This is a genomic window from Bradyrhizobium sp. USDA 4486, assembly GCF_054057995.1.
The window spans coordinates 5,835,325-5,857,237 of sequence record NZ_JBSRZV010000001.1 but is presented as its reverse complement, the minus strand read 5'-3'; the positions used below and the strand labels follow the sequence as shown (position 1 = coordinate 5,857,237).

The 21,913-nt window shown below is 64.6% G+C and carries 24 protein-coding genes; 16 read left to right on the top strand and 8 right to left on the bottom strand.

Annotated features, from left to right (window positions below; genetic code table 11):
* The first annotated feature begins 62 nt into the window (after positions 1 to 62).
* From ACVWY3_RS27700 to ACVWY3_RS27685, 4 genes are all read left to right on the top strand, one after another.
* Positions 63 to 959, top strand: a complete 897-nt coding sequence (locus ACVWY3_RS27700; RefSeq protein WP_456841290.1) for a cytochrome c oxidase subunit 3 — start codon at positions 63 to 65, stop codon at positions 957 to 959.
* 96 nt (positions 960 to 1,055) lie between these two features.
* Entirely contained in the window at positions 1,056 to 1,457 is a 402-nt protein-coding gene (locus ACVWY3_RS27695) for a DUF983 domain-containing protein (RefSeq protein ID WP_456841289.1), read from the top strand.
* Positions 1,454 to 2,206: an SURF1 family protein gene (locus tag ACVWY3_RS27690; RefSeq protein WP_456841288.1), complete on the top strand. Its 753-nt coding sequence runs from the start codon at positions 1,454 to 1,456 to the stop codon at positions 2,204 to 2,206. The genes ACVWY3_RS27695 and ACVWY3_RS27690 overlap by 4 nt, the downstream gene beginning before the upstream one ends.
* A 115-nt stretch (positions 2,207 to 2,321) precedes the next feature.
* Positions 2,322 to 2,687: a nuclear transport factor 2 family protein gene (locus ACVWY3_RS27685; protein WP_456841287.1), complete on the top strand. Its 366-nt coding sequence runs from the start codon at positions 2,322 to 2,324 to the stop codon at positions 2,685 to 2,687.
* A 213-nt stretch (positions 2,688 to 2,900) separates the two neighbouring features.
* Here ACVWY3_RS27685 and ACVWY3_RS27680 read toward each other — a convergent pair whose 3' ends face one another.
* Positions 2,901 to 4,241, bottom strand: a complete 1,341-nt coding sequence (locus tag ACVWY3_RS27680) for a histidine kinase (RefSeq protein WP_456841286.1) — start codon at positions 4,239 to 4,241, stop codon at positions 2,901 to 2,903.
* 86 nt (positions 4,242 to 4,327) lie between these two features.
* Between ACVWY3_RS27680 and ACVWY3_RS27675 the strand changes: the two genes are divergently transcribed.
* The 5 genes from ACVWY3_RS27675 (at position 4,328) to ACVWY3_RS27655 (ending at position 9,641) form a co-directional block, all read left to right on the top strand.
* Positions 4,328 to 4,972 (top strand): response regulator transcription factor, encoded by a 645-nt coding sequence (locus ACVWY3_RS27675; protein ID WP_235541153.1) that lies wholly within the window; start codon positions 4,328 to 4,330, stop codon positions 4,970 to 4,972.
* A gap of 547 nt (positions 4,973 to 5,519) precedes the next feature.
* A complete protein-coding gene (gene thrC / locus ACVWY3_RS27670) occupies positions 5,520 to 6,938 on the top strand; it encodes a threonine synthase (protein WP_456841285.1) in 1,419 nt (472 codons plus the stop codon).
* The gene (locus ACVWY3_RS27665; RefSeq protein WP_456841284.1) at positions 6,935 to 8,224 is read left to right on the top strand and encodes a M16 family metallopeptidase; all 1,290 of its coding nucleotides are present in this window, start codon (positions 6,935 to 6,937) and stop codon (positions 8,222 to 8,224) included. The genes thrC and ACVWY3_RS27665 overlap by 4 nt, the downstream gene beginning before the upstream one ends.
* A 40-nt stretch (positions 8,225 to 8,264) precedes the next feature.
* Positions 8,265 to 8,852 (top strand): GNAT family N-acetyltransferase, encoded by a 588-nt coding sequence (locus ACVWY3_RS27660; protein WP_011084002.1) that lies wholly within the window; start codon positions 8,265 to 8,267, stop codon positions 8,850 to 8,852.
* A gap of 132 nt (positions 8,853 to 8,984) precedes the next feature.
* Entirely contained in the window at positions 8,985 to 9,641 is a 657-nt protein-coding gene (locus tag ACVWY3_RS27655) for a hypothetical protein (RefSeq protein ID WP_456843475.1), read from the top strand.
* 165 nt (positions 9,642 to 9,806) lie between these two features.
* Here ACVWY3_RS27655 and ACVWY3_RS27650 read toward each other — a convergent pair whose 3' ends face one another.
* The 5 genes from ACVWY3_RS27650 to ACVWY3_RS27630 all read right to left on the bottom strand — a co-directional run bounded on the left by ACVWY3_RS27650 (position 9,807) and on the right by ACVWY3_RS27630 (position 12,442).
* Positions 9,807 to 10,292: a F0F1 ATP synthase subunit B family protein gene (locus ACVWY3_RS27650; protein WP_456841283.1), complete on the bottom strand. Its 486-nt coding sequence runs from the start codon at positions 10,290 to 10,292 to the stop codon at positions 9,807 to 9,809.
* A gap of 5 nt (positions 10,293 to 10,297) precedes the next feature.
* The gene (locus ACVWY3_RS27645) at positions 10,298 to 10,864 is read right to left on the bottom strand and encodes a F0F1 ATP synthase subunit B family protein (RefSeq protein ID WP_456841282.1); all 567 of its coding nucleotides are present in this window, start codon (positions 10,862 to 10,864) and stop codon (positions 10,298 to 10,300) included.
* A 61-nt stretch (positions 10,865 to 10,925) separates the two neighbouring features.
* Positions 10,926 to 11,153, bottom strand: a complete 228-nt coding sequence (locus ACVWY3_RS27640; protein WP_018643436.1) for a F0F1 ATP synthase subunit C — start codon at positions 11,151 to 11,153, stop codon at positions 10,926 to 10,928.
* Positions 11,154 to 11,206: 53 nt separating this feature from the next.
* Complete coding sequence (locus tag ACVWY3_RS27635; RefSeq protein ID WP_456841281.1) at positions 11,207 to 11,956, bottom strand: F0F1 ATP synthase subunit A; 750 nt, start codon at positions 11,954 to 11,956, stop codon at positions 11,207 to 11,209.
* Between the two features lie 111 nt (positions 11,957 to 12,067).
* The gene (locus ACVWY3_RS27630; RefSeq protein ID WP_283082468.1) at positions 12,068 to 12,442 is read right to left on the bottom strand and encodes an AtpZ/AtpI family protein; all 375 of its coding nucleotides are present in this window, start codon (positions 12,440 to 12,442) and stop codon (positions 12,068 to 12,070) included.
* A 75-nt stretch (positions 12,443 to 12,517) separates the two neighbouring features.
* On the opposite strand from ACVWY3_RS27630, the gene ACVWY3_RS27625 reads away from it, so the two are divergent.
* From ACVWY3_RS27625 to ACVWY3_RS27615, 3 genes are all read left to right on the top strand, one after another.
* Positions 12,518 to 12,760 (top strand): hypothetical protein, encoded by a 243-nt coding sequence (locus ACVWY3_RS27625; protein ID WP_456841280.1) that lies wholly within the window; start codon positions 12,518 to 12,520, stop codon positions 12,758 to 12,760.
* Positions 12,761 to 12,865: 105 nt separating this feature from the next.
* Entirely contained in the window at positions 12,866 to 13,327 is a 462-nt protein-coding gene (locus tag ACVWY3_RS27620; RefSeq protein ID WP_456843474.1) for a hypothetical protein, read from the top strand.
* A gap of 132 nt (positions 13,328 to 13,459) precedes the next feature.
* Positions 13,460 to 13,933, top strand: a complete 474-nt coding sequence (locus tag ACVWY3_RS27615) for a secondary thiamine-phosphate synthase enzyme YjbQ (RefSeq protein WP_456841279.1) — start codon at positions 13,460 to 13,462, stop codon at positions 13,931 to 13,933.
* Positions 13,934 to 13,999: 66 nt separating this feature from the next.
* Here the strand turns inward: ACVWY3_RS27615 and ACVWY3_RS27610 are convergent, their stop codons facing one another.
* Positions 14,000 to 15,625, bottom strand: coding sequence for an MFS transporter (locus ACVWY3_RS27610; protein WP_456841278.1), 1,626 nt, complete (start codon positions 15,623 to 15,625; stop codon positions 14,000 to 14,002).
* Between the two features lie 339 nt (positions 15,626 to 15,964).
* Here ACVWY3_RS27610 and ACVWY3_RS27605 point away from each other — a divergent pair, with 339 nt between their 5' ends.
* Positions 15,965 to 16,636 carry a response regulator gene (locus ACVWY3_RS27605; protein WP_456841277.1) on the top strand — a complete coding sequence of 224 codons (672 nt, stop codon included), beginning with the start codon at positions 15,965 to 15,967 and terminating at the stop codon, positions 16,634 to 16,636.
* A gap of 126 nt (positions 16,637 to 16,762) precedes the next feature.
* Here the strand turns inward: ACVWY3_RS27605 and ACVWY3_RS27600 are convergent, their stop codons facing one another.
* The gene (locus ACVWY3_RS27600; protein ID WP_456841276.1) at positions 16,763 to 19,603 is read right to left on the bottom strand and encodes an ATP-binding protein; all 2,841 of its coding nucleotides are present in this window, start codon (positions 19,601 to 19,603) and stop codon (positions 16,763 to 16,765) included.
* A 196-nt stretch (positions 19,604 to 19,799) separates the two neighbouring features.
* Here ACVWY3_RS27600 and ACVWY3_RS27595 point away from each other — a divergent pair, with 196 nt between their 5' ends.
* From ACVWY3_RS27595 to ACVWY3_RS27585, 3 genes are all read left to right on the top strand, one after another.
* Entirely contained in the window at positions 19,800 to 20,219 is a 420-nt protein-coding gene (locus ACVWY3_RS27595) for an organic hydroperoxide resistance protein (RefSeq protein WP_456841275.1), read from the top strand.
* 31 nt (positions 20,220 to 20,250) lie between these two features.
* Positions 20,251 to 21,279 (top strand): alpha/beta fold hydrolase, encoded by a 1,029-nt coding sequence (locus ACVWY3_RS27590; RefSeq protein WP_456841274.1) that lies wholly within the window; start codon positions 20,251 to 20,253, stop codon positions 21,277 to 21,279.
* A 72-nt stretch (positions 21,280 to 21,351) separates the two neighbouring features.
* Positions 21,352 to 21,906, top strand: a complete 555-nt coding sequence (locus tag ACVWY3_RS27585) for a cytochrome P460 family protein (RefSeq protein WP_456841273.1) — start codon at positions 21,352 to 21,354, stop codon at positions 21,904 to 21,906.
* The last annotated feature ends 7 nt before the right edge of the window (positions 21,907 to 21,913 follow it).

Here is a 21,913-nt window from a genome sequence, read left to right as displayed (position 1 = left end):
CGGGGGTTGGAAACAAGGGGATAAGTGCCGGACAGGCACGGGATTGAGGAGAGAGACCGCAAATGGCTACCGCGCAAGGCAAGCATCACGACTACCACCTGGTCGATCCCTCTCCTTGGCCGGCCGTCGGCTCGCTCTCAGCCTTCATCATGGCGGTCGGCGCGATCGCCTGGATGCACCATATGTTCTCGGCAGCGCCGATCGTGTTCGGTGTCGGCACCGTCGGCGTGCTCTACACCATGGCGAGCTGGTGGGCCGACGTGATCAAGGAAGCCCAGTACAAGGGCGATCACACCCGCGTCGTGCAGCTCCATCACCGCTACGGCATGATCCTGTTCATCGCCTCCGAGGTGATGTTCTTCGTGGCCTGGTTCTGGGCCTATTTCAACGCGGCGCTGTTCCCGGCCGACGCCGTCCACGCCACCCGCGATGCGGTGTTCGGCTGCGGTCTCGGCACCCAGGCCGGCGCCTGCTCGGTCCCCGGCACCTGGCCGCCCCACGGCATCGAGACTTTCGATCCCTGGCATCTGCCGCTGCTGAACACGCTGATCCTGCTCACCTCGGGCACCACCGTGACCTGGGCCCACCATGCGCTGCTCGAGAACGATCGCCAGGGCCTGAAGTACGGCCTGATTCTCACGGTCTTGCTCGGCGCCGCCTTCACATGCGTGCAGGCCTATGAGTACAGCCATGCGGCGTTCTCCTTCGCCGGCAACGTCTACGGTGCCACCTTCTTCATGGCGACCGGCTTCCATGGCTTCCACGTGCTGGTCGGCACCATCTTCCTGATCGTGTGCCTCGCGCGCGCTTATGCCGGCCACTTCACGCCGAAGCAGCATCTCGGCTTCGAGTTCGCCGCCTGGTACTGGCATTTCGTCGACGTGGTCTGGCTGTTCCTGTTCCTCTGCATCTATGTGTGGGGACACGGTGCCGAGACCATGGCCCACGGCGCGCACTAAGTCGTCGTGAATTGATCAGAAGGGGCGGTCGCAGGGCCGCCCTTTCGCTTTTCGCCCGCCGCAAGCTCGGCGGAAACTGTGATAGAGTCCGCGATCATGAACGACACCACCGGCACATCCGAGCCCGAGACCACGGTCCTGCAAAGCGCGATGCGCGGGCTTGCCTGCAAATGCCCCCGCTGCGGCCAGGGCAAGCTCTATGCGGGCTTCCTGACGCTCGCGCCGTCCTGCGACCGCTGCGGCCTCGATTACGCCTTTATCGACAGCGGCGACGGTCCGGCGATCTTCATCATCATGCTGGCCGGTGCGATCGTGGTCGGCTGCGCGCTTGTCGTCGAGGTCAAGTACCAGCCGCCGTTCTGGCTGCATGCGGTGCTGTGGCTGCCGCTGATCCTCGCCACCACGCTGTTGCCACTGCGCTCCATGAAGTCGCTGCTGATCGCGCTGCAATTCCACCACAAGGCGGCGCCGGGCCGGCTGATCGACCGCGCGAAATGAACGAGACGGCGCGCAAGCCTCGCGTGGCCGGCTTCGCGCTGTTCACGCTCTTGCTGACGGCGATCTTCATCTCGCTCGGAGCCTGGCAATTGCAGCGCCGGGTCGCCAAGCACGAGCTGATCGCGGCACTCACCGAGCGGTTGGCCGAGGCGCCGATCGCGCTGCCGCCGCCGGCGCAATGGACCGCGCTCGATCCCGCGCACGACGAATTCCGCCGCGTCAGCTTCACCGCGACCTATGCACCGTTGCCTGATGCGATGATCTATTCCTCCGGCTCGGCCGTGCGCAAGGACGCATCCGGCCCCGGCACCTGGGCCTTCCTGCCTGCGCGCCTTCCGAACGGTGAGATGATCGTGATCGACACCGGCTTCGTCGACAACACGATGCAGGACCGCGGTGTCGAGGATCGTGCGGTAAAGAAGCTCGTCACCGGGCAGCCGGTCGCGCTCACCGGCTATCTGCGCTTTCCCGAGGCCCCTGGCTGGCTGACGCCGGCGGCGAATCGCGACAAGCGGCTATGGTTCGCGCGCGATCATCTGGCGATCGCAAGTGCGCTTGGCTGGGGCGCGGTTGCGCCGTTCTATATCGATCTGGAGCGGCCTGCGCCCGAGAACGGCATCCCGCGTCCGGGGCCGCTCGACGTGCATCTGAAGGATGATCATCTGCAATACGCCATCACCTGGTTCGCGCTCGCAGGCGCGGTGCTGATCGGGCTCGGCGTCTGGATGAGGGGCCGACGCCCCGCCTGACATGACCGTAGGTTCCGGAAGCAACCCGGGATCACCCGGGCTTTATTATTCAGCGCATATTCACGACTGTGGTCCTAAGCCCCGCGCACGTTTTCGCGGCAAACAGGATGTTGGCGTGAGCGATATTGATCAGATGGGAATTGTCGTCGACTGGGTCGACGCCTGCCGCACGGGCGACCTTGCGAGCCTGCTCGACCTCTACACGGACGACGCCCGGCTCGAATGCACCTGCAACGGCACGCAGCATTATCGTGGCCGAAGCGAGCTCGAAACCTACTGGAGACCCCGGCTCAGCACCTTCTCGTCGGTCGGATTCGGCCTCGAAGAAATCAATCCCGTGCCGCACGGCATCGATCTCGAATATTCCGTCGCTGGCTCACTGCGCATCCTCGCCTCGTTTCGCTTCAGTGCGGAAGGCAAGATCAACAGCACCCTGTGCACCCCGTCGCCGCAGAACTCCCACGACGGCTGCGCGTGCTAACTAAAACGCGATAAGTTTTGGTGCATCGATGCGTGCCCGGGAATCTGTTCGCCTCTTCCCCACGGGGAGAGGTGAACCACGGATAGCGCGCCGAACCTGATTTCATTATGCTCTAAAGCGCGATGAGATTTGGATGAATCGTCATCGCGCTTTAGGTTGTTGTTTACGCATGATCTTTCCGGAAAACCGCTTCGCACTTTTCCGGATCATGCTTTAGCTCTGCGGCGGCTGTTCTCGCGTCGCATCCACCGGCAGTCGGCAGCGCACATAGGTTCGCTCGTCCGCGCGCAGCAGTGACAATGAACCGCTGAGCGCGCGCACACGCTCGTGCATGCCGGTGAGGCCCCGGCCAAAGACGTTGTTCTCCGGAAAGCCGCCGCCATCGTCGGAGATCTCGATGGCGAGCGCCTCGTTTGCGCTGGTTGCCTGCACATGGGCATTGCGGGCATTGGCATGACGCAGGACGTTGGTCAGCGCCTCCTGGATCACGCGATAGACGGTCTGGGCCAGCGGTCCGTTGATCTCGTTCAGCGCGGGATCGATCGCGGCCGTCAGGCTGATATGCGGCGCCTGCCTGCGAAAGTTCTGGAGCAGCGTCTGCACGCTGGTCTCGAGCCCCAGTTGCTCGATGTAGAGCGGCCGCAGCCGGTCCAGGATGCGGCGATTGGCCTGCTGCAGCGCCTCGACCGATCGCATCACCTCCTGCGCCGAATTGCCGAGATTTCCTGCTTGCGGCGAGGCCTCGGCCAGCGCGATGGCGCTGGCGCGGATGCCGAACAGCAGCGGTCCGAGCTCGTCATGCAGCTCGCGGGCGAGGTCGCGCCGCTCGTCGTCCTGGAGCGACACCAGGCGATGCAGCAGGTCGCGATTGTCCTGGCTCAGTCGCGCAAGCGTCGTTGCCAGCGCGTTGGCCTCCTCGCAGCTCTGCCGGATCTCCGGCGGCCCTGCCACCGGGATCGGCATCGCGTAATCGCCGCGCCGCATTCGGGTGAGGCCTGCGCCGAGCTTTTGCAGAGGGCGCAGCGCCGATTCCGCGAACAGATAAGCGATCGTGCCGGTCAGCACCGTCAATACGGCGATCAGGCTCGTCAGCGCCAGAAAGCCGATCCATTTCTCGAACAGGTCGGCCGATAGATCGGGCATGAAGACGATGTCGCCGACACGCTTGCCATCGATGATGACAGGTGAGGCCGCATCCATATCCGGAATGACGATCAGGTCGGCGAACCATTGGGGTACGCCATGCGGATCGTGCAGACGGTCCTTCACAGCGGGCGCGGGACCTGCTTCCATGGGGCGGAATTGGATATCAGAGGAGGGATCCAGCGAATGGACGAACGCATCGAGGATCTTCCGTGGATTGTCCGAGGCGCCGAGGGCGTTGTTGAGCGCGACGGCGACGGTCCGGGTCGAACGGCGACCCGGCTCGTTCTCGTCGACCAGCTGGCCGGTCGCGAATGTCTGGAGCAGCACGCCGCCCATGGCCAGCGCGGCTAGAAAGCTCAGGCCGAGCGGAAGAAACAGTTGGGTTCTGAACGAGAGCCGTTGCCACATTAGGTCAATTCTAACGCGCATCGGGGCGATTTGCTCTTTCCATTTGTTCCCGCCGGTCTATGAGTCGAAAAACAAGAGAGCGCGCGATGCAAGATACCGCCAAGCCGGCGACCAAGGTTCTGATCGTCGACGACCATCCTGTGGTGCTGTCCGGATGCCGGACGCTTTTCGCGTCCGACCATTCGATCCGCATCGACGAGGCGACGGATGCCAAATCCGGGCATCGCGCCTATGTCAGCAAGCGGCCTGACGTCACCGTGATCGATATCAGCCTGCCCGACGTCTCCGGCTTCGAGCTGATGCGACGCATCCGCAAGGACGATCCCGAGGCCAAGATCATCATGTTCAGCATGAATGACGATCCGGCGTTCGTGGTGCGGGCGGTCGAGCTGGGCGCACAGGGCTATGTTTCCAAGGGCGACGATCCCAGGATCCTGCTGAAAGCCGTACGCAAGGTGGTCGCGGGTGACAATTTCATCTCGCCGCAGCTTGCCGAAGCCGTGACGTTCTCCGGCGCCGCGATCAAGGCCAATCCGGCCTCGCAGATGACGCCGCGGGAGCTCGAGATCCTCCGCCTGCTCGGGCGCGGCGACAAGATCGTCGAGGTCGCCGAGGCGCTCGGCATCTCCTACAAGACGGTGGCCAACACCACCTCTCTTCTCAAGCAGAAGTTAGGGGCCAAGAACCATTCCGACCTGATCAGGATCGCGGTGGAAATCGGGATGAACTGAGGTCCGATAGCGACCGAACCGGCTGCTCCAGGATGCAGCGGTTCGGTCGACGGATCGGCGCCGCCGTCGGCCGGGCAATGCATGGATGACGGCGGATACGATCCGCCGACACAATCGGCCGCCGGATCATTCGTTCCCGAGGCAACCGAAAAATTCGGGAAAAAGTGGCAGGTCCGGAACGAACCTGCGCGGGAAAGCGCAGGGACCGGCCCGAAACATCCCGGGAAAAACAGGGAACATCTTTCGGCGTACGCAGTTTTCGCTCTTGACGATCTGATGACGGGCAACGAAAGCTGGCGCCGACAGTTTAGTGGGCCTCGCCACCCGCACGAGCCAACCGGTCTGCACACATCAACGACAGACCTTCCAAGAGAGGGCTGCGGCATCGCCGCAGCCCTTTTCGTTGCAAAGGCCTCGGTGGGAAGCGGTTTCCCGACGCCGCAAAACACTTTATGGTGGCCCAAAGCCTCTGGCTGTTAACAAGTATTTTCGTGAAATCAAAGGCTTACGGATCGAGCTTCGGCCCGGGCGGCCTTTGGAGGGCAGTTTGACTCGTTATATCTCGACCCGGGGCGAGGCCCCCGAACTCGGCTTCTGCGACGTGATGCTGACCGGGCTCGCCCGGGATGGCGGGCTGTATGTGCCGGCCATTTGGCCGCAGCTCTCGACCGAAACCATCGCCGGCTTCTTCGGTCGCCCCTATTGGGAGGTCGCGGTCGACGTGATCCGCCCCTTCGCCGCCGGCGAGATATCGGACGCCGAACTCGGCCGCATGGCGAACGAGGCCTACGCCACCTTCCGTCATCCCGCGGTGGTGCCGCTGCGCCAGATGGCGCCGCACCAATTCGTGCTGGAGCTGTTTCACGGTCCGACGCTCGCCTTCAAGGACGTGGCGATGCAGCTGATCTCGCGGCTGATGGACCACGTGCTCGCCAAGCGCGGCCAGCGCACCACCATCGTGGTCGCGACCTCAGGCGACACCGGCGGTGCCGCAGTCGAAGCCTTCGCAGGCCTCGAGAATGTCGATCTCATCGTGCTGTTTCCGCACGGCCGCATCTCCGAGGTGCAGCAGCGGATGATGACGACGACGGGTGCGGCCAACGTCCATGCGCTCGCCATCGAAGGGACCTTCGACGACTGCCAGGCGCTCGTGAAGGGCATGTTCAACAACCATCGCTTCCGCGATGCGACCTCGCTTTCTGGCGTCAATTCCATCAACTGGGCGCGCATCGTTGCCCAGGTGGTCTACTATTTCACCTCGGCCGTTGCCGTCGGCGCGCCGGCGCGCGCGGTGGACTTCATCGTTCCGACCGGCAATTTCGGCGACATCTTTGCCGGCTATGTCGCCAAGCGCATGGGCCTACCGGTGCGCACGCTATGCATCGCCGCCAACGTCAACGACATCCTGGCGCGAACGCTGAAGACCGGCATCTACGAGGTGCGCGAGGTGCATGCGACCGCCTCGCCGTCGATGGACATCCAGATCTCCTCGAATTTCGAGCGGCTGCTGTTCGAAGCCGGCAAGCGCGATGCGGCCGGCGTGCGCCGGCTCATGGACTCGCTGAAGCAGTCGGGGCGCTTCGTGCTGCCCGATGCGACGCTCGCCGCCATCCGCGAGGAGTTCGACGCGGGCCGCGCCGACGAGACCGAGACCGCGGCCGCGATCCGCGCCGCCTGGCGCGAGGCGGGCGAGCTGGTCGACCCGCACACCGCGGTGGCGCTTGCTGTTGCCGACCGCGACACCACCGACACCACGGTGCCCAGCATCGTGCTCTCGACGGCCCATCCGGCCAAATTCCCTGACGCGGTCGAGGCGGCCTGCGGCCAGCGGCCGCAACTGCCGGCCTGGCTCGACGGTCTCATGACCAAATCCGAACACATGAAGGTGATGAAGAACGATCAGGCCGAGGTCGAGCGGTTCGTGCTGTCGGTCAGCCGCGCCGCAAAACAGGGAGTTGCCGGATGAGCGTCGAGATCTCCAAGCTTGCCTCCGGCCTGACCGTCGTCACCGACAAGATGCCCCATCTCGAGACCGCGGCGCTCGGCGTCTGGGCGGGCGTCGGCGGCCGCGACGAGAAGCCGAACGAGCACGGCATCTCGCATCTCCTGGAGCACATGGCGTTCAAGGGCACCACCAGGCGCTCCTCGCGCGAGATCGTCGAGGAGATCGAGGCGGTCGGCGGCGACCTCAATGCCGGCACCTCGACCGAGACCACGTCCTATTACGCGCGGGTGCTGAAGGCCGACGTGCCGCTGGCGCTCGACGTGCTCGCCGACATCCTCGCCAATCCCGCCTTCGAGCCCGACGAGCTTGAGCGCGAGAAGAACGTCATCGTGCAGGAGATCGGCGCCGCGCAGGACACGCCCGACGACGTCGTGTTCGAGCATCTCAACGAGCTCTGCTATCCCGACCAGCCGATGGGCCGCTCGCTGCTCGGCACCGCGAAAACGCTGCGCAGCTTCAACCGCGACATGCTGCGCGGCTATCTGTCGACGCATTATCGCGGCCCCGACATGGTGGTGGCGGCGGCGGGGGCGGTCGATCACAAGCAGGTGGTCGCCGAGGTCGAGAAGCGCTTTGCAAGCTTCGAGGCGACGCCGGGTCCGAAGCCGCAGTCGGCGCAGTTCGGCAAGGGCGGCGCCAAGGTGGTGCATCGCGAGCTCGAGCAGGCGCATCTAACGCTGGCGCTGGAAGGCGTGCCGCAGACCGACCTGTCGCTGTTCTCGCTCCAGGTCTTCACCAACATCCTCGGCGGCGGGATGTCGTCGCGGCTGTTCCAGGAGGTGCGCGAGAAGCGCGGCCTCTGCTATTCGATCTACAGCTTCCACGCTCCCTATACCGACACCGGCTTCTTCGGCCTCTACACCGGAACCGATCCGGCCGACGCGCCGGAGATGATGGAGGTCGTGGTCGACATCATGAATGATTCGGTCGAGACCCTGACCGAGGCCGAGATCGCGCGCGCCAAGGCGCAGATGAAGGCAGGCCTGCTGATGGCGCTGGAGAGCTGCTCGTCCCGCGCCGAGCAACTCGCCCGGCATGTGCTGGCCTATGGAAGGCCGCAGACGGTGCAGGAACTGGTCGCCCGGATCGACGCGGTCAGTGTCGAATCGACCCGGGATGCCGCGCGCGCGCTGCTTTCGCGTAGCCGCCCTGCAGTTGTCGCATTAGGCAGCGGCAGGGGTCTGGACACGGCGGTGTCTTTTGCGGAAGGATTGACGCGGGCGCGCGCCAAGGCGCGGCTGCATTAGGAGCCGCGCCACGGAGCCTCCGCCCCCGGGAAGCATCACCATGGCTCTCTTTCGCCTGCCTTCCAGTGGACCCGCCGCCCTTGCTCCGCGCGGCAACGGGCTGCTGCTGCGTGCGCCGCAGATGTCGGACTTCCTGCAATGGGCCCATCTGCGCGAGAGCAGCCGCGATTACCTGACGCCCTGGGAGCCGATCTGGCCGTCGGACGATCTCACCCGATCCGGCTTCCGTCGCCGCCTGCGCCGCTATTCCGAGGACATCGCCGCAGACCGCTCCTACCCGTTTCTGATCTTCCGCGAGCTCGACGGCGCGATGGTCGGCGGCATCACGCTCGCCAATGTCCGCCGCGGCATCGTGCAGGCCGGCACCATCGGCTATTGGGTCGGCCAGCCCCACGCCCATCGCGGCTACATGACGGCTGCGCTTCGCGTGCTGCTGCCGACGCTGTTCGGCGAGCTCAATCTGCACCGGGTCGAGGCCGCCTGCATCCCCACCAACGCGCCGTCGATCCGTGTGCTGGAGAAGTGCGGCTTCTCCCGCGAGGGGCTGGCGCGCCGCTATCTCTGCATCAACGGGGTCTGGCAGGACCATTTGCTGTTCGGTCTCCTGCACGAGGACTTCCGCGGCTGAACCCCGGCTATTCCTGTAGCCAAAGTCGCATTGCGACGGCCTTTTGCTGCCTTGGGTTCGCCGATTTTGACGATATAACGCGCAAGGCCGGTCGGCGATCGGCCGATGTTTGTCCATGGAGTATGAGTGTCGATGGTGCAGGAGCTTCGGTCATCGCGGATGACGTTGCGACGGGGGACGGCGGTCGCGCTGGCGTTGTCAATTGCACTCGCCTCGGTCTCGCCGGTGGCGGCCCAGTCGCTCACCGATCGCTTCAAGAACCTCTTTGGCGGCAAGTCCGACGAGCCGGCCCAGCCCAAGCCGGCGCCCGCGCCGGGCCAGCCGGCCGCCGACGACGACGTCGATTGCCCGCAGGTCACGGTGCGCGCCGGCGCCTCCACCTACGGGGTCGGCGCCACCGGCAAGCCAGCGGTCGGCAACGACGTCCGCTTCCAGGCCTCGATCACCAAGATGGCGCGTGAATGTACCCGGAACGGCGCCGAGATCACGGCCCGGATCGGCATCCAGGGCCGCGTCATCGCGGGTCCCGCCGGCGCGCCGTCGACGGTCGAGGTACCGCTGCGCGTCGCCGTGGTGCAGGGCGGCGTCGGCGAGAAGGTGATTGCCTCGAAGGCCTACCGGACCACGGTCGAGATGTCCGAGGGCGGCAGCGTGCCGTTCACCTTCGTCGCCGAGGATCTCTCTTATCCGGTGCCGTCGCCCGCGGTCGCCGATTCCTACATCTTCTATGTCGGCTTCGACCCGCAGGCGCTTTCGCCCGAGCCGAAAGGGCGAGGGAAGAAGAAGTAGCTACCAGCACGAAATTCAGCCGTCATGGCCGGGCCATCCACGTTCATCTTGCGGAGAAGACGTGGGTGCCCGGGACAAGCCCGGGCATGACGATGAGGAAGCATCTCGCACAAGCAAAAGCCGGCGCTTGTCGCGCCGGCTTGTTGATTGGGGAAGGCTATCCTGTCAGTTCAGCTTCTGCCTGACTTCGTTGATGCCCTTGGCGAGCAGATCGTCGGCGACCTGGCCCTTGACCGACTGCGACAGAATCGTCGAGGCGGCCTGCACGGCGGCTTCCGCGGCTGCGGCGCGGACGTCGGCCAGCGCCTGGGCTTCGGCGAGCGCGATCTTGCTCTCCGCGGTCTTGGTGCGGCGGGCGACGAAGTCTTCCATCTTCGCCTTGGCCTCGGCCGCGATGCGCTCGGCTTCGGACTTGGCATTGGCGATGATGTCGGCAGCCTCGCGCTCGGCCGTTGCGCTGCGCGCCTTGTAATCGGCGAGCACCTTGGCCGCTTCCTCCTTGAGGCGCCTCGCCTCGTCGAGCTCGGCCTTGATGCGGGCGGCGCGATGATCGAGCGCGGTCATCGCCGACTTGAAGACGCCGAGATAGCCGAACACGATCATCAGGATCACGAAGGCGACGGCGACCCAGGTTTCAGGATCGAAGAACATCTCGACTAACCCTTCAAGGACGCATCAACGGCGGCATTGACCGACGCCGCATCCGGAACGATGCCGGTAAGCTGCTGCACGATCTGGCCTGCCGCATCGGCCGCGATGCCGCGGACGTTGCTCATGGCGGTCGTGCGGGTCGAGGCGATGGTCTTTTCCGCCTCGGCGAGCTTGGCCGCCAGCTGCTCTTCCAGCGCCTTGCGCTCGACTTCCGCCTGCGCATTCGCCTTGTCGCGGGATTCGTTGCCGATCGCCTGCGCCCGCGAACGCGCCGAAGCGAGCTCGCCTTCATAGGCCTTCAGCGCCGCCTCGGACTGGTCCCTCAGCCTCTGAGCCTCAGCGAGGTCACCCTCGATCTTGTTCTGACGCGCTTCGATCGCACCGCCGACCTTCGGCAGAGCGAGCTTGGACACGATCACGTAAAGCGCGACGAAGAAGATCGCGAGCGACACCAGCTGCGAAGCAAAGGTGCTGCTCTCGAACGGCGGAAAGCCGCCGCCGTGATGACCGCCATCGGCTTCGGTGTGGGCGTCAGTCGCCGGACCTTTCGCCCCGCCATGACTCTCGGCCATGGAGTACTCCTGTTGCTGTCACGCGCCGCTTCGGATGAAGCGGCGCGGAAGAAGTCGTTCTTTAGAAAACGAACAGCAAAAGCAGAGCGATCAGCAGCGAGAAGATGCCGAGCGCCTCGGTCACGGCGAAGCCGAAGATCAGGTTGCCGAACTGGCCCTGAGCGGCGGACGGATTGCGGACGGCCGCGGCGAGGTAGTTGCCGAAGATCACGCCCACGCCGACGCCCGCACCGCCCATGCCGATGCACGCGATGCCCGCGCCGATAAGTTTTGCTGCTGCCGGATCCATTTTAGACTCCTTGGAAGAAAGATTGGGTTGTGGGTGGAAATTCCCCGGACCGCTCAGTGTCCCGGATGAATGGCGTCGTTGAGGTAGATGCAGGTCAGGATCGCAAACACGTAGGCTTGCAGGAACGCGACCAGAATCTCGAGGGCGTACAGCGCGATCGTGAGCGCCAGCGGCAGCACGCCGCCGACCCAGCCGATGGCACCGAGCGAGAAGCCCAGCATGGCGACGAAGCCCGCGAACACCTTCAGTGCGATATGGCCGGCCAGCATGTTGGCGAACAGACGAATGCTGTGCGAGACCGGCCGCAGGAAGAACGACAGGACCTCGATGAACATGACCAGCGGAAGGACGTAGCCGGGGACGCCGTGAGGAACGAAAATCTTGAAGAATTTCACCCCGTTCTTGGCGACGCCGTAGATCAGCACGGTGAAGAAGACCAGCAGTGCCAGCCCGGCGGTGACGATCAGATGACTCGAGACCGTGAAGGTGTAGGGGATGATGCCGACCAGGTTCGAGACGCAGATGAACATGAACAGCGAGAAGATCAGCGGGAAGAACTTCATGCCTTCCGCGCCGGCTGTCGAACGGATGGTCGACGCGACGAATTCGTAGGAGATCTCGGCGACCGACTGCAGGCGCCCGGGAACCAGCTGCCTGCCGCTGGCAAGCATCAGAATCGAGATGATGGCGACTGCCACCAGCATGTAGAGCGACGAATTGGTGAAGGCGATCGTGTGATTGCCGATATGGCCCAGGGTGAAGAGAGGCTCGATGTTGAACTGGTGGATCGGGTCGATTTTCATCAGCGCGGCATCTCTTGGTCTGCCGGGCGATGCCGGCGGGTCTCGGTCTGCCGGCCGGGCCGGCCCGCACCGGCAAGGCCGGCGCGATCATTCCTCTCCTGTACGGATCGGCTAAGAACCACCGCGCCTGTTTTGACCCGCGCCCGCAGATCTCACCACATTCACCACGCCGGCGACGAAGCCCAGCAGCAGGAACACGATAAACCCGAAGGGCGACGTCGACAGCAAGCGGTCGAACCCCCAGCCAATCCCCGCTCCGACAGCGACACCGGCGACCAACTCCGAAGATAACCGAAAACCAAGCGCCATCGCCGAGGCTCTGGCCGCTCCGTCTCCACCGTCACCTGTGGGTTGCTCGGTCTTGATGTGGCGGCCGCGAATTTCGGACAACCGCTTATCAAGACTTCCGAGCCGTTCGGAAAGCGCAGCTTCCTCAGGCGATCTATCGCGATTTCCATTCTCGTCGTGTCCCGTGTCTTGAGCCATGCCACGAAGACCAGAAACGCCACGGTTGAATGGAAATTACGCCCGCCACCCTCAAAAGCCGCGCGGACCATACTGATGGCCTATAATCAAGTCAAGCCAAGTCACGATTGCGTCGCTTTCAGCTATCTGACTGATTTTGTTCATGATATCGGCGCGCGCGGCAGCGCTGCACACAGCGTGACGCCGCACCGCAGCAGCTCTCGGCACGATCAGGGGAAGCGGTCGCCATTTCGCCGTGCTGCCGGGATCAAACAAGCCTCCGCGATCGTTGATGTTGGACGCGTGTTTTGGGCGGCGGATGGCCGGGCCGGGGTGTAGAATTGCCACAGCGCCACCGGCGCGTCGGAGAGCGCGATGAGACCTGCGAAACCATCCACAACTTGCACGGCATCTTGGCTTGCAGCGGCGGCGTTCGCCGCGGCCATGACCGCCGGCGGCGGCATCGTTGCCGCCCAATCCGTGCCCGACAGTGAAAACGGCCATTACAGCATGACGCCGATCCCCGAGGGCGTGCTGCGGCTCGACACCCGCACCGGCACGGTGTCGACCTGCACCAAGAACGGCGCCGGCTGGGCCTGCTACGCGGTGCCCGACGAACGGACCGCGCTCGACGCCGAGATCGGCCGGCTCCAAGCCGAAGTCGAGAAGCTGAAGGGGCAGCTCGCGGCCGGGCCGACCGTGTCGGGCAAGACCGAGGAGGCGCTGCCGAAATCCGATCCGCTCAAGAAGGCCGAGCCGAAGGTCGCCGAGGGCGAGCGCAAGATCGAGATCCCGCTGCCGAGCGACCAGGACATGGACCGCGTGATGTCGTTCCTGGAAAAGGCCTGGCGCCGGCTGATCGACATGGCCAACCGCGTGCAGAAGGACGTGTCGGGGAAGATTTGACGCGCGACGTGGTGCCGTAGGGTGGGCAAAGGCGTTCTTACGCCGTGCCCACCACCTGATTATCGTCGCGCGGATTCGTGGGCACGCTTCGCTTTGCCCACCCAACGGCACCTTTCGCGTTGAGAGACTTCGATGCCAATAGCCAAATCCATCTCCCGCTCGGCGCCATCGTCAGTGCAAGCCACCACGATCGCATCGTCGTTGCTGACCGTGCAGACGCCGGGCCGCGGCTTCACCGATCTCACCAGCGAAGCTGCGAAATTCATCGACGAGGCCCGCGCGCGCGAGGGCGCACTGGCCCTGTTCATCCGCCACACCTCTGCCTCGCTCACGATCCAGGAGAATGCCGATCCGTCCGTGCTGGTCGATCTCACCGCGGCATTGTCGCGTCTTGCGCCCGAGAATGCCGGCTGGACACACGACACTGAAGGACCCGACGACATGCCCGGCCATGTCAAGACGATGCTGACGCAGACCTCGCTCCAGGTGCCGGTCCTGAACGGCAGGCTCGCGCTCGGCACCTGGCAGGCGATCTACCTGATCGAGCATCGCGCGCGCCCGCACCGGCGCGAGGTGGTGCTGCAATTCATCGGCAGCAATCAATAACTTCCAAAACGAAACCGGCCGCGGATCGCTCCGCGGCCGGTTCGTGTTGTCGTTCGCTGCGTTCGATCAGGTCGCCTTGATGTCGACGTCCTTGGTCTCGGGCAGGAACAGGAAACCGATCACGACTGTGATGGCCGCGAAGACGACCGGGTACCAGAGACCCGCATAGATGTCGCCGGTGGAGGCCACGATCGCGAAGGCGGTTGCCGGCAGGAGGCCGCCGAACCAGCCGTTGCCGATGTGGTAGGGCAGCGACATCGAGGTGTAGCGGATGCGTGTCGGGAACAGTTCGACCAGCATCGCGGCGATCGGGCCGTACACCATGGTGACGAAGATCACCAGAATGAACAGCAGCCCGATGGTCGCGGCCACCTGCGGACGGAAGATGTCGAACGGATGTGCCATCTTCACGATGCCCGCATCGCCGGCTTTGGGATAACCGGCCGCCTGCACCGCGGCGAGCACGGCCGGGTTGCTGTCCTTGGCGCTCGTGTACGGAACTTCCTTGCCGTTGACCACCACCTTCACGCCGGAACCGGCCGGGGCCGACGTGGTGGAGTACTTGACCGACGATTGCGACAGGTAGGCGCGCGCGGTGTCGCAAGGCGCGGTGAAGACACGGGTACCGACCGGGTTGAACAGGTCGCCGCACCCTGCGGGATCCGCCACCACCTCGACCTTGATCGATTCGATCGCCTTTTCCAGCGCCGGATTGGCGTTGGTGGTGATCATCTTGAAGATCGGGAAGAAGGTCAGCGCCGCGATCAGGCAGCCGCCGAGGATGATCGGCTTGCGGCCGATCCGGTCGGAGAGCATGCCGAACACGATGAAGAAGCCGGTGCCGAGCAGCAGCGACCAGGCGATCAGGAGGTTGGCGGTGTAGCCGTCGACCTTCAGGATCGATTGCAGGAAGAACAGCGCGTAGAACTGGCCGGTGTACCAGACCACGCCCTGGCCCATGACGCCGCCGAGCAGCGCCAGCAGCACGAGCTTGCCGTTCTGCCAGTTGCCGAACGCTTCCGTCAGCGGCGCCTTCGAGCTCTTCCCTTCTTCCTTCATCTTCTGGAAGATCGGGGATTCATTGAGGCGGAGCCGGATCCAGACCGAGATGCCGAGCAGCAGCACCGAGACCAGGAACGGGATGCGCCAGCCCCACTTGGCGAACTCGGCTTCGCCGGTCGCGGTGCGGGTGAACAGGATCACCAGCAGCGACAGGAAGAGGCCGAGCGTCGCGGTGGTCTGGATGAAGGAGGTGTAGTAACCGCGCTTGCCGTTCGGGGCATGCTCCGCGACATAGGTCGCCGCGCCGCCATATTCGCCGCCGAGCGCCAGGCCCTGGGCGAGGCGCAGCGCGATCAGGATGATTGGCGCTGCGATGCCGATCGTCGCCGCGTTGGGCAAGAGGCCGACGATGAAGGTCGACAGACCCATGATCAGGATGGTGACGAGGAAGGTGTATTTGCGGCCGACAATGTCGCCGATACGGCCGAACACGATCGCGCCGAACGGCCGGACCAGGAAGCCCGCAGCGAACGCCAGCAGGGCGAAGATGTCGCGAGTGGCCGGCGGATAATCCGAGAAGAATTGCACGCCGATGATCGAGGCGAGCGAACCGTAAAGATAGAAATCGTACCACTCGAAGACGGTACCGAGCGAGGAAGCGAGAATGACGAAACGTTCGTCCTTCGTCATCCCTCCTGCGCCGGTCTGAGACACAGCCATTGTCGACATATTGAGTCGCTCCCCGAAATGCGTTTCCTCGCGTCCCGGATGTCCGGACATGCCGGATCAACCCAGGTCTTAGGCCCAAGGTAACATCGGCGTGAAACCAGCCCCAATACGACTTTCGGCCTTGGGCACTGACGCGCACCTGACGGCGCGCAGCCGCGAGGTGGCACGACTGGGTCCGACTTTGGATTAACCCCGTTCCCGCAAAGGGATATTGTTTGCTTGCATGCCACGGCGCGTCGGGAAAGAATTGACCGAGGCCCCGGACCGGCTTACTGGCCGGCGATTGCCAGCAAGAGAACGATGAACGCTCCCTCGACCCATCTCGTCATCGCCGATGACCATCCCCTGTTCCGCGATGCACTGCGGCAGGCGGTGGCGGGCGTCCTGACCTCGGCCAGGATCGATGAGGCCGGATCGTTCGAGGATCTGACCGGGATTTTGGAACGGGCCTCCGACGTCGACCTGATCCTGCTTGACCTGTCGATGCCGGGGATCTCCGGTTTTTCCGGCCTGATCTATCTGCGTGCGCAATATCCGGCGATTCCGGTCGTGATCGTCTCGGCCTCCGACGACAATGCCACGATCCGCCGCTCGCTCGATTTCGGCGCCTCGGGCTTCATTCCGAAGCGGTTCGGCGTCGAGACCTTGCGCGACGCCATCCTCAAGGTGATGGAGGGCGATGTCTGGGTTCCCGCCGACACCGACCTGTCCGCCGCCGCCGATCCCGACATGACGCGCCTGCGCGACCGCCTGGTGACGCTGACGCCGCAGCAGGTGCGGGTGCTGATGATGCTGTCGGAGGGGCTGCTCAACAAGCAGATCGCCTACGAGCTCGGCGTCTCCGAGGCCACCATCAAGGCGCATGTCTCGGCGATCCTGCAAAAGCTCGGCGTCGAGAGCCGGACCCAGGCCGTGATCGCCGCCGCGAAGATCGCCGGCGGCCAGTGGAAGCAGGGTACGCCGACGGCGTAGAGCATGATCCGGACCCGAAGGGCTGCGTTAGCGCAAAGTGCGCAGCGGTTTTCCGAAAAGATCCTGCTCAAACAACAACCTGAAGCGCGATGATGATTCCTCCTGATCTTATCGCGCTTCAGGTCGCTACAGCGTCGCCAGCAGCATGCTGGCCGCCGTGATATCGGCCGTTTCGGAGCCATCGGCAAAACCTTCGAGCGCCGCCTGGAGCAATTGTCTTGCATCTCTGCGGCCGCGCCGCTCAGCGAGAAGCTGCGCAAAATCAATCGCGGCTCGCAGCTCCCAGGCTTTCGCGCCCTTGTCGCGGCTGAGCTTCAGCGATCGCATGAGGCAGGCCTCGGCGTCCGCAATGTTCGGCTCCGGCAGCGACAGCAACACCCTGGCCCTCATGCGCAGCAGCTCGGGCATGTAAAGATGGTCGCCGCTCCGCTCGACGAGGCGGATCGCGTCGTCGATCTGACGCGCGCTCTGCTCGATCTGGCCGAGCGCCAGCAGGCCGTGGACCAGCGCGATGTTGAAGGTCGTGGTGAGCAACTCGTAGCCGGCGTCGTGAAGCTCGCGCAGGCAGGCTGTTATCGTCTCGACACCGCCCGCGGCGTCGCCCCGCAGGATCGCGATCTCGCCTTTGACGCCCCGGCCGACTGCGAGATACGGACCCATCGAGCGCGAATTGGCATGCGCGATGAAACGGTCGATGTTCGCTTCGGCGGCGTCGAGATCTCCGCTCCAGAGATCGATCGACACTGCCCAGATCAGCGCAATGCAGAGCGTGATCGGATGGTCCATCTGCGCAGCCTCGGCGATCGTCAGCTGCGCCAGTCGCGAAGCATCCGTGGGCCGGCCCTGCAACCAAAGCTCGCGCGCGAGCGAGATGCCGGCCCTGTTGCGGTGATCGAAGCCGTGGATCGTGCTGATCCGCTCCGTGCCCGGGCCTTGCCAAGCCGCCTTCAGCATGGGCATCGCGTCGCGATGCTCGCCGGCCAGATGCAGAGAGACACCCAGGAGCGACCTTGCGAGCGCAATTGAAGCGACATCGCCGAGCTCTTCGGCAATCTCGAGGCTCTGCTGGGCGTAACCGAGCGCGGCGTCGAACTGTCCCATCCGCTCGTGAAAGATATGCATCCGGCCGAGCAGCTGGAGGTGGTTCGGCACATCGCCGCGCGCCTTGGCGATTGCAAGGCTTCTCTCCAATGCTCCACGCGCCGCCTCGCTGCCACCGCGCGTGAACATCAACGTCAGGCCGAGTGCGGCCTGGATGTGCATTTCCTCCGCACTGCCGCGCGTTGACGGATCGATCGCGAGCAGTGCCCGTTCCGACCAGCGCCGGCATTCCGTCAGCAGCGACATCGCCAGGAACATGGGGGATGCCGATGCCGCGAGCGCGATGCCGATGCCGGCATCGCCGCCCGCGCCAAAGCACCAGTCGAGCGCGGCGCGCACATTGTGAAGCGCGGAGAAATGGATCGCGCGCTCGTCGGCGCTCGGCACGGTGGCCCATATCGCGCCGGCCTGTTCCAGCCATCGCCGATAGTAACTTGCGTGGCGGGCCGCGAGTGCCGCCTCATCAGGCTCGATCTCGAGCAGATAGGCGCGCGTCGTGTCGAGCAGGCGATAGCGCATCATGGCGCCCAAGGGGCGCGGTGCGACCATCGACTTGGCGACGAGGCTGTCGATGGCGTCGAACAGGCGGGAGCGGTCGACGCGCTCGTCCGGCACGACTTCCAGCGCGGCGTCGATGGTGAAGTGGCCTGCGAAGACCGCAAGGCGGCGCAGCACGAGGCGCTCGGTGTCGGACAGGAGGCCGTAGCTCCAGTCCAGCGTCGCCTGCAACGTCTTCTGGCGCGGCGGCGCGGTGCGCTGGCCCTGCCAGAGCAGGTTGAGGCGCTCGTCGAGCAGCGTGGCCGTCTGCTCCAGGCCGTAGGCTTCGACCCGGCCCGCAGCGAGCTCGATCGCCAGCGCCATACCGTCGAGCTTGCGGCAGATGTTCGCGATGATCGCGGCATTGGCATCGTCGAGCCCGATCTGCGCGCCGCCGGCGGAGGCCCGTTCGAGGAAGAGCTGGAGCGCTGGATAAGTCTGCGCCGTTGTCGCCGTCAGCTCGCTGCCGTCGGGCGGAACGGCAAGCGGTGCCAGGCGATAGACTTGCTCGCCCTCGACGCGCAGGGCTTCGCGGCTCGTCGCGAGGATATGGACATGCGGCGCGGCGCAGAAAATCTCCGCTGCGAGAGACGCCGCAGCCGCGATGACATGCTCGCAATTGTCCAGGATCAGCAGCATCCGCTTGTCCCGAAGATGGGCGAGCAATGCGGGCAGCGGGTCGTCAGCCTGCGCCGGCAGGCCGAGCATCAGCAGGATCGAGGTGATCACGAGATTGGGATCGCTGAGCGCAGCTAGGTCAACGAAATGCGCCGCGTCCGAGAATGTTTCGAGCAGGTCGTGAGCGATCGCCACTGCGACAGCGGTCTTGCCGACACCGCCGGGGCCGGCGATCGTGACGAATCGTGAGGTCGTGAGCCTGTCAGAGATGGCTGCCATCGCATCGTCACGCCCCACCATCCGCTGCAGCCGGTTCGGCAGTTTGACCGGCGGGAGCTCGCGCCGCGGTGCTGTGCGACGTTCTGCGGGAATCTCCGCTTGCGAGATCGGTGCCACGAAGCAATAGCCGCGGCCCGAGAGCGTGGTGATGTAGCGCGCGCCGTCTTTCCCGTCGCCGAGGGCTTTGCGAAGCGCTGCAATGTGGAAGCGCAGGTTGGCTTCCTCGACGGCCATACCGGGCCAGACCTGCGCCATCAGGTCCCATTTGCTGATGACCTCGTTCGGCCGCGACATGAGCGCGATCAGCGTATCGAAGCTCTTGGCGCCCATCGGCAGCGCGACGCCCTCGCGCATAACGAGCCGCTGATGCGGCGTCACGGTGAATGGCCCGAACGACAATGTCGATGCCGCGGGCGGAGCCGGTTCAGTCATCACGAAATCTTGCCCATTTGCACGACCGCATAACGAGCAGGCGCCGATCCCGCAAGACCGGCTTTGCATCGGCATCAGACCGCGTCTGCAGGTATCCCTGACGGGTTCCCTGCCGGTCTCACAATTTCTCACAACTCCCAACGAGCGCGCTGCGGAGCTGACTGCTAGTCAAGTGCGCGGCGGCAAGGAGACTTTCATGACACAAGCGGCAAAGCTGCTCTACACGGCGAGGACCCACACCAGCGGCGGACGCGGGGACGGCATGTCCCGCAGCTCCGATGGCCGCCTGGATGTGAAATTGTCGCCGCCGGGCGGAGCAGGCGTCGGCACCAACCCCGAGCAGTTGTTCGCGGCCGGCTGGTCGGCATGTTTCGAAAGCGCGATGGAGATCGCCGCGCGGAAGCGGAAGATCGCGCTTCCCAGGAGAAGTGCGATCGATGCGGAGATCGACCTTCTGCACGACGATGGCACTTACGCCCTGCGGGCACGCCTCAATGTCAGCCTGCCGGGCCTCGATCATGACGTCGCGCGCAGTATCGTCGATGAAGCGCATCAGACCTGTCCTTACTCCAAGGCCGTGCGCGGCAACATCGACGTTACGGTCGCACTGATCTGACCATCATAATCACCAACCGGGTAGCACCATCATGAAGCAGCTCATCGACCAGCATCGTCGCAAGTTTTTTGGCGTCGCCGCAGGAACCGTCGCCGTCGGCCTCGGCGTGATCGACCTCGCCCTCGCGCAAACGGAAGCGCAGCGATCCCGAGCGTCGAACGCGTCCTTCGGTCCGATCAAGCAGATCGATGCCGGCGTCCTCAACGTCGGTTATGCCGAGGCTGGCCCGTCGAACGGTCCCGTCGCGATCCTGCTGCACGGCTGGCCCTACGACATTCACGCCTTCGTCGATGTCGCGCCGATCCTGGCAAAATCCGGCTATCGCGTCATCATCCCATATCTGCGTGGCTACGGTTCGACGCACTTCCTCTCCAGCGAGACGCCGCGCAACGGCGAGCCCGCCGCAATGGCTGTCGACATCATCGCGCTGATGGACAAGCTCGACATCAAGACGGCTGTCGTTGCCGGCTTCGACTGGGGCGCACGCACTGCCGACATCATCGCCGCGCTGTGGCCGGATCGCTGCCGCGCACTGGTGTCGGTCAGCGGCTATCTGATCTCGAGCCAGGCTGCGGGAAATGCGCCGCTGCCGCCGTCGGCCGAACTGCAATGGTGGTACCAGTTCTATTTCGCGACCGAGCGCGGCCGCGCCGGATACGAGAAGTACACGCATGATTTCGCAAAACTGATCTGGAAGCTCGCCTCGCCGCAATGGAAGTTCGACGACGCCACGTTCGACCGCAGCGCGGCGGCGCTGGACAACAAGGATCACGTCGCCATCACGATCCACAATTACCGCTGGCGGCTCGGGCTCGCCCAGGGCGAAGCGAAGTACGAAGAGATCGAAAAGAAGCTCGCCGCAGCTCCGGTGATCCGCGTTCCGACGATCACGATGGAAGGCGACGCCAACGGCGCGCCGCACCCCGACCCCAGCGCCTACGCCAAGAAGTTCTCCGGCCGGTACGATTTCCGCCTGATCACCGGCGGCATCGGTCACAATCTTCCGCAGGAAGCGCCGCAAGCCTTTGCCAAAGCCGTCATCGAAGCTGGCGGCGCCTGAGCATTTATCCAATGCCCCGGTCCAGTACGTCCGGACCGAAAGACGCGCAGTGATCCCCCTTGAAGAAACCTCATGATGCCAACCGAATCTGAAAAGAAGAGATTCTCGTTCTCCACGGTGATCGTGCTCACCTTGCTGCTTCTCGTCGTTCTCCTGACGAGCGTGCCATATCTGGTTTCGATCGCGCTCGCGGAAGGCGACACGGCGGCCGCCGCTTCGCCGATCTTCGGCGTCACGATTCCGCCCGGTTACAAGCAGTGGGAGCTGATCGCGCCGGCCGAAGAGGCAGCGCCGCTCGACGAGCTTCGCGCCGTTGTCGGCAACCAGACCGCAATCGAGGCCTATCAAGCCGGAAACCTTCCGTTCCCCGACGGCACCATCCTGGTCAAGCGCGCCTGGAAGCGAAAGCAGTCGCCCGAGTTCGCATCCGCGACAATTCCCGGCGCCGCCACCACGGTGCAGGTGATGGTCAAGGATTCCAAGAAATATGCCTCGACCGGTGGCTGGGGCTTTGGCCGTTTCGTGAATGGCAAGCCGGTGGATGAGGCGCAGCACCGCACCTGCTGGGGCTGCCACGAGGCCCGCGCCAAGAGCCGGGATTACGTCTTCACGCGGCTCGAGCCTTAGGTCGCGA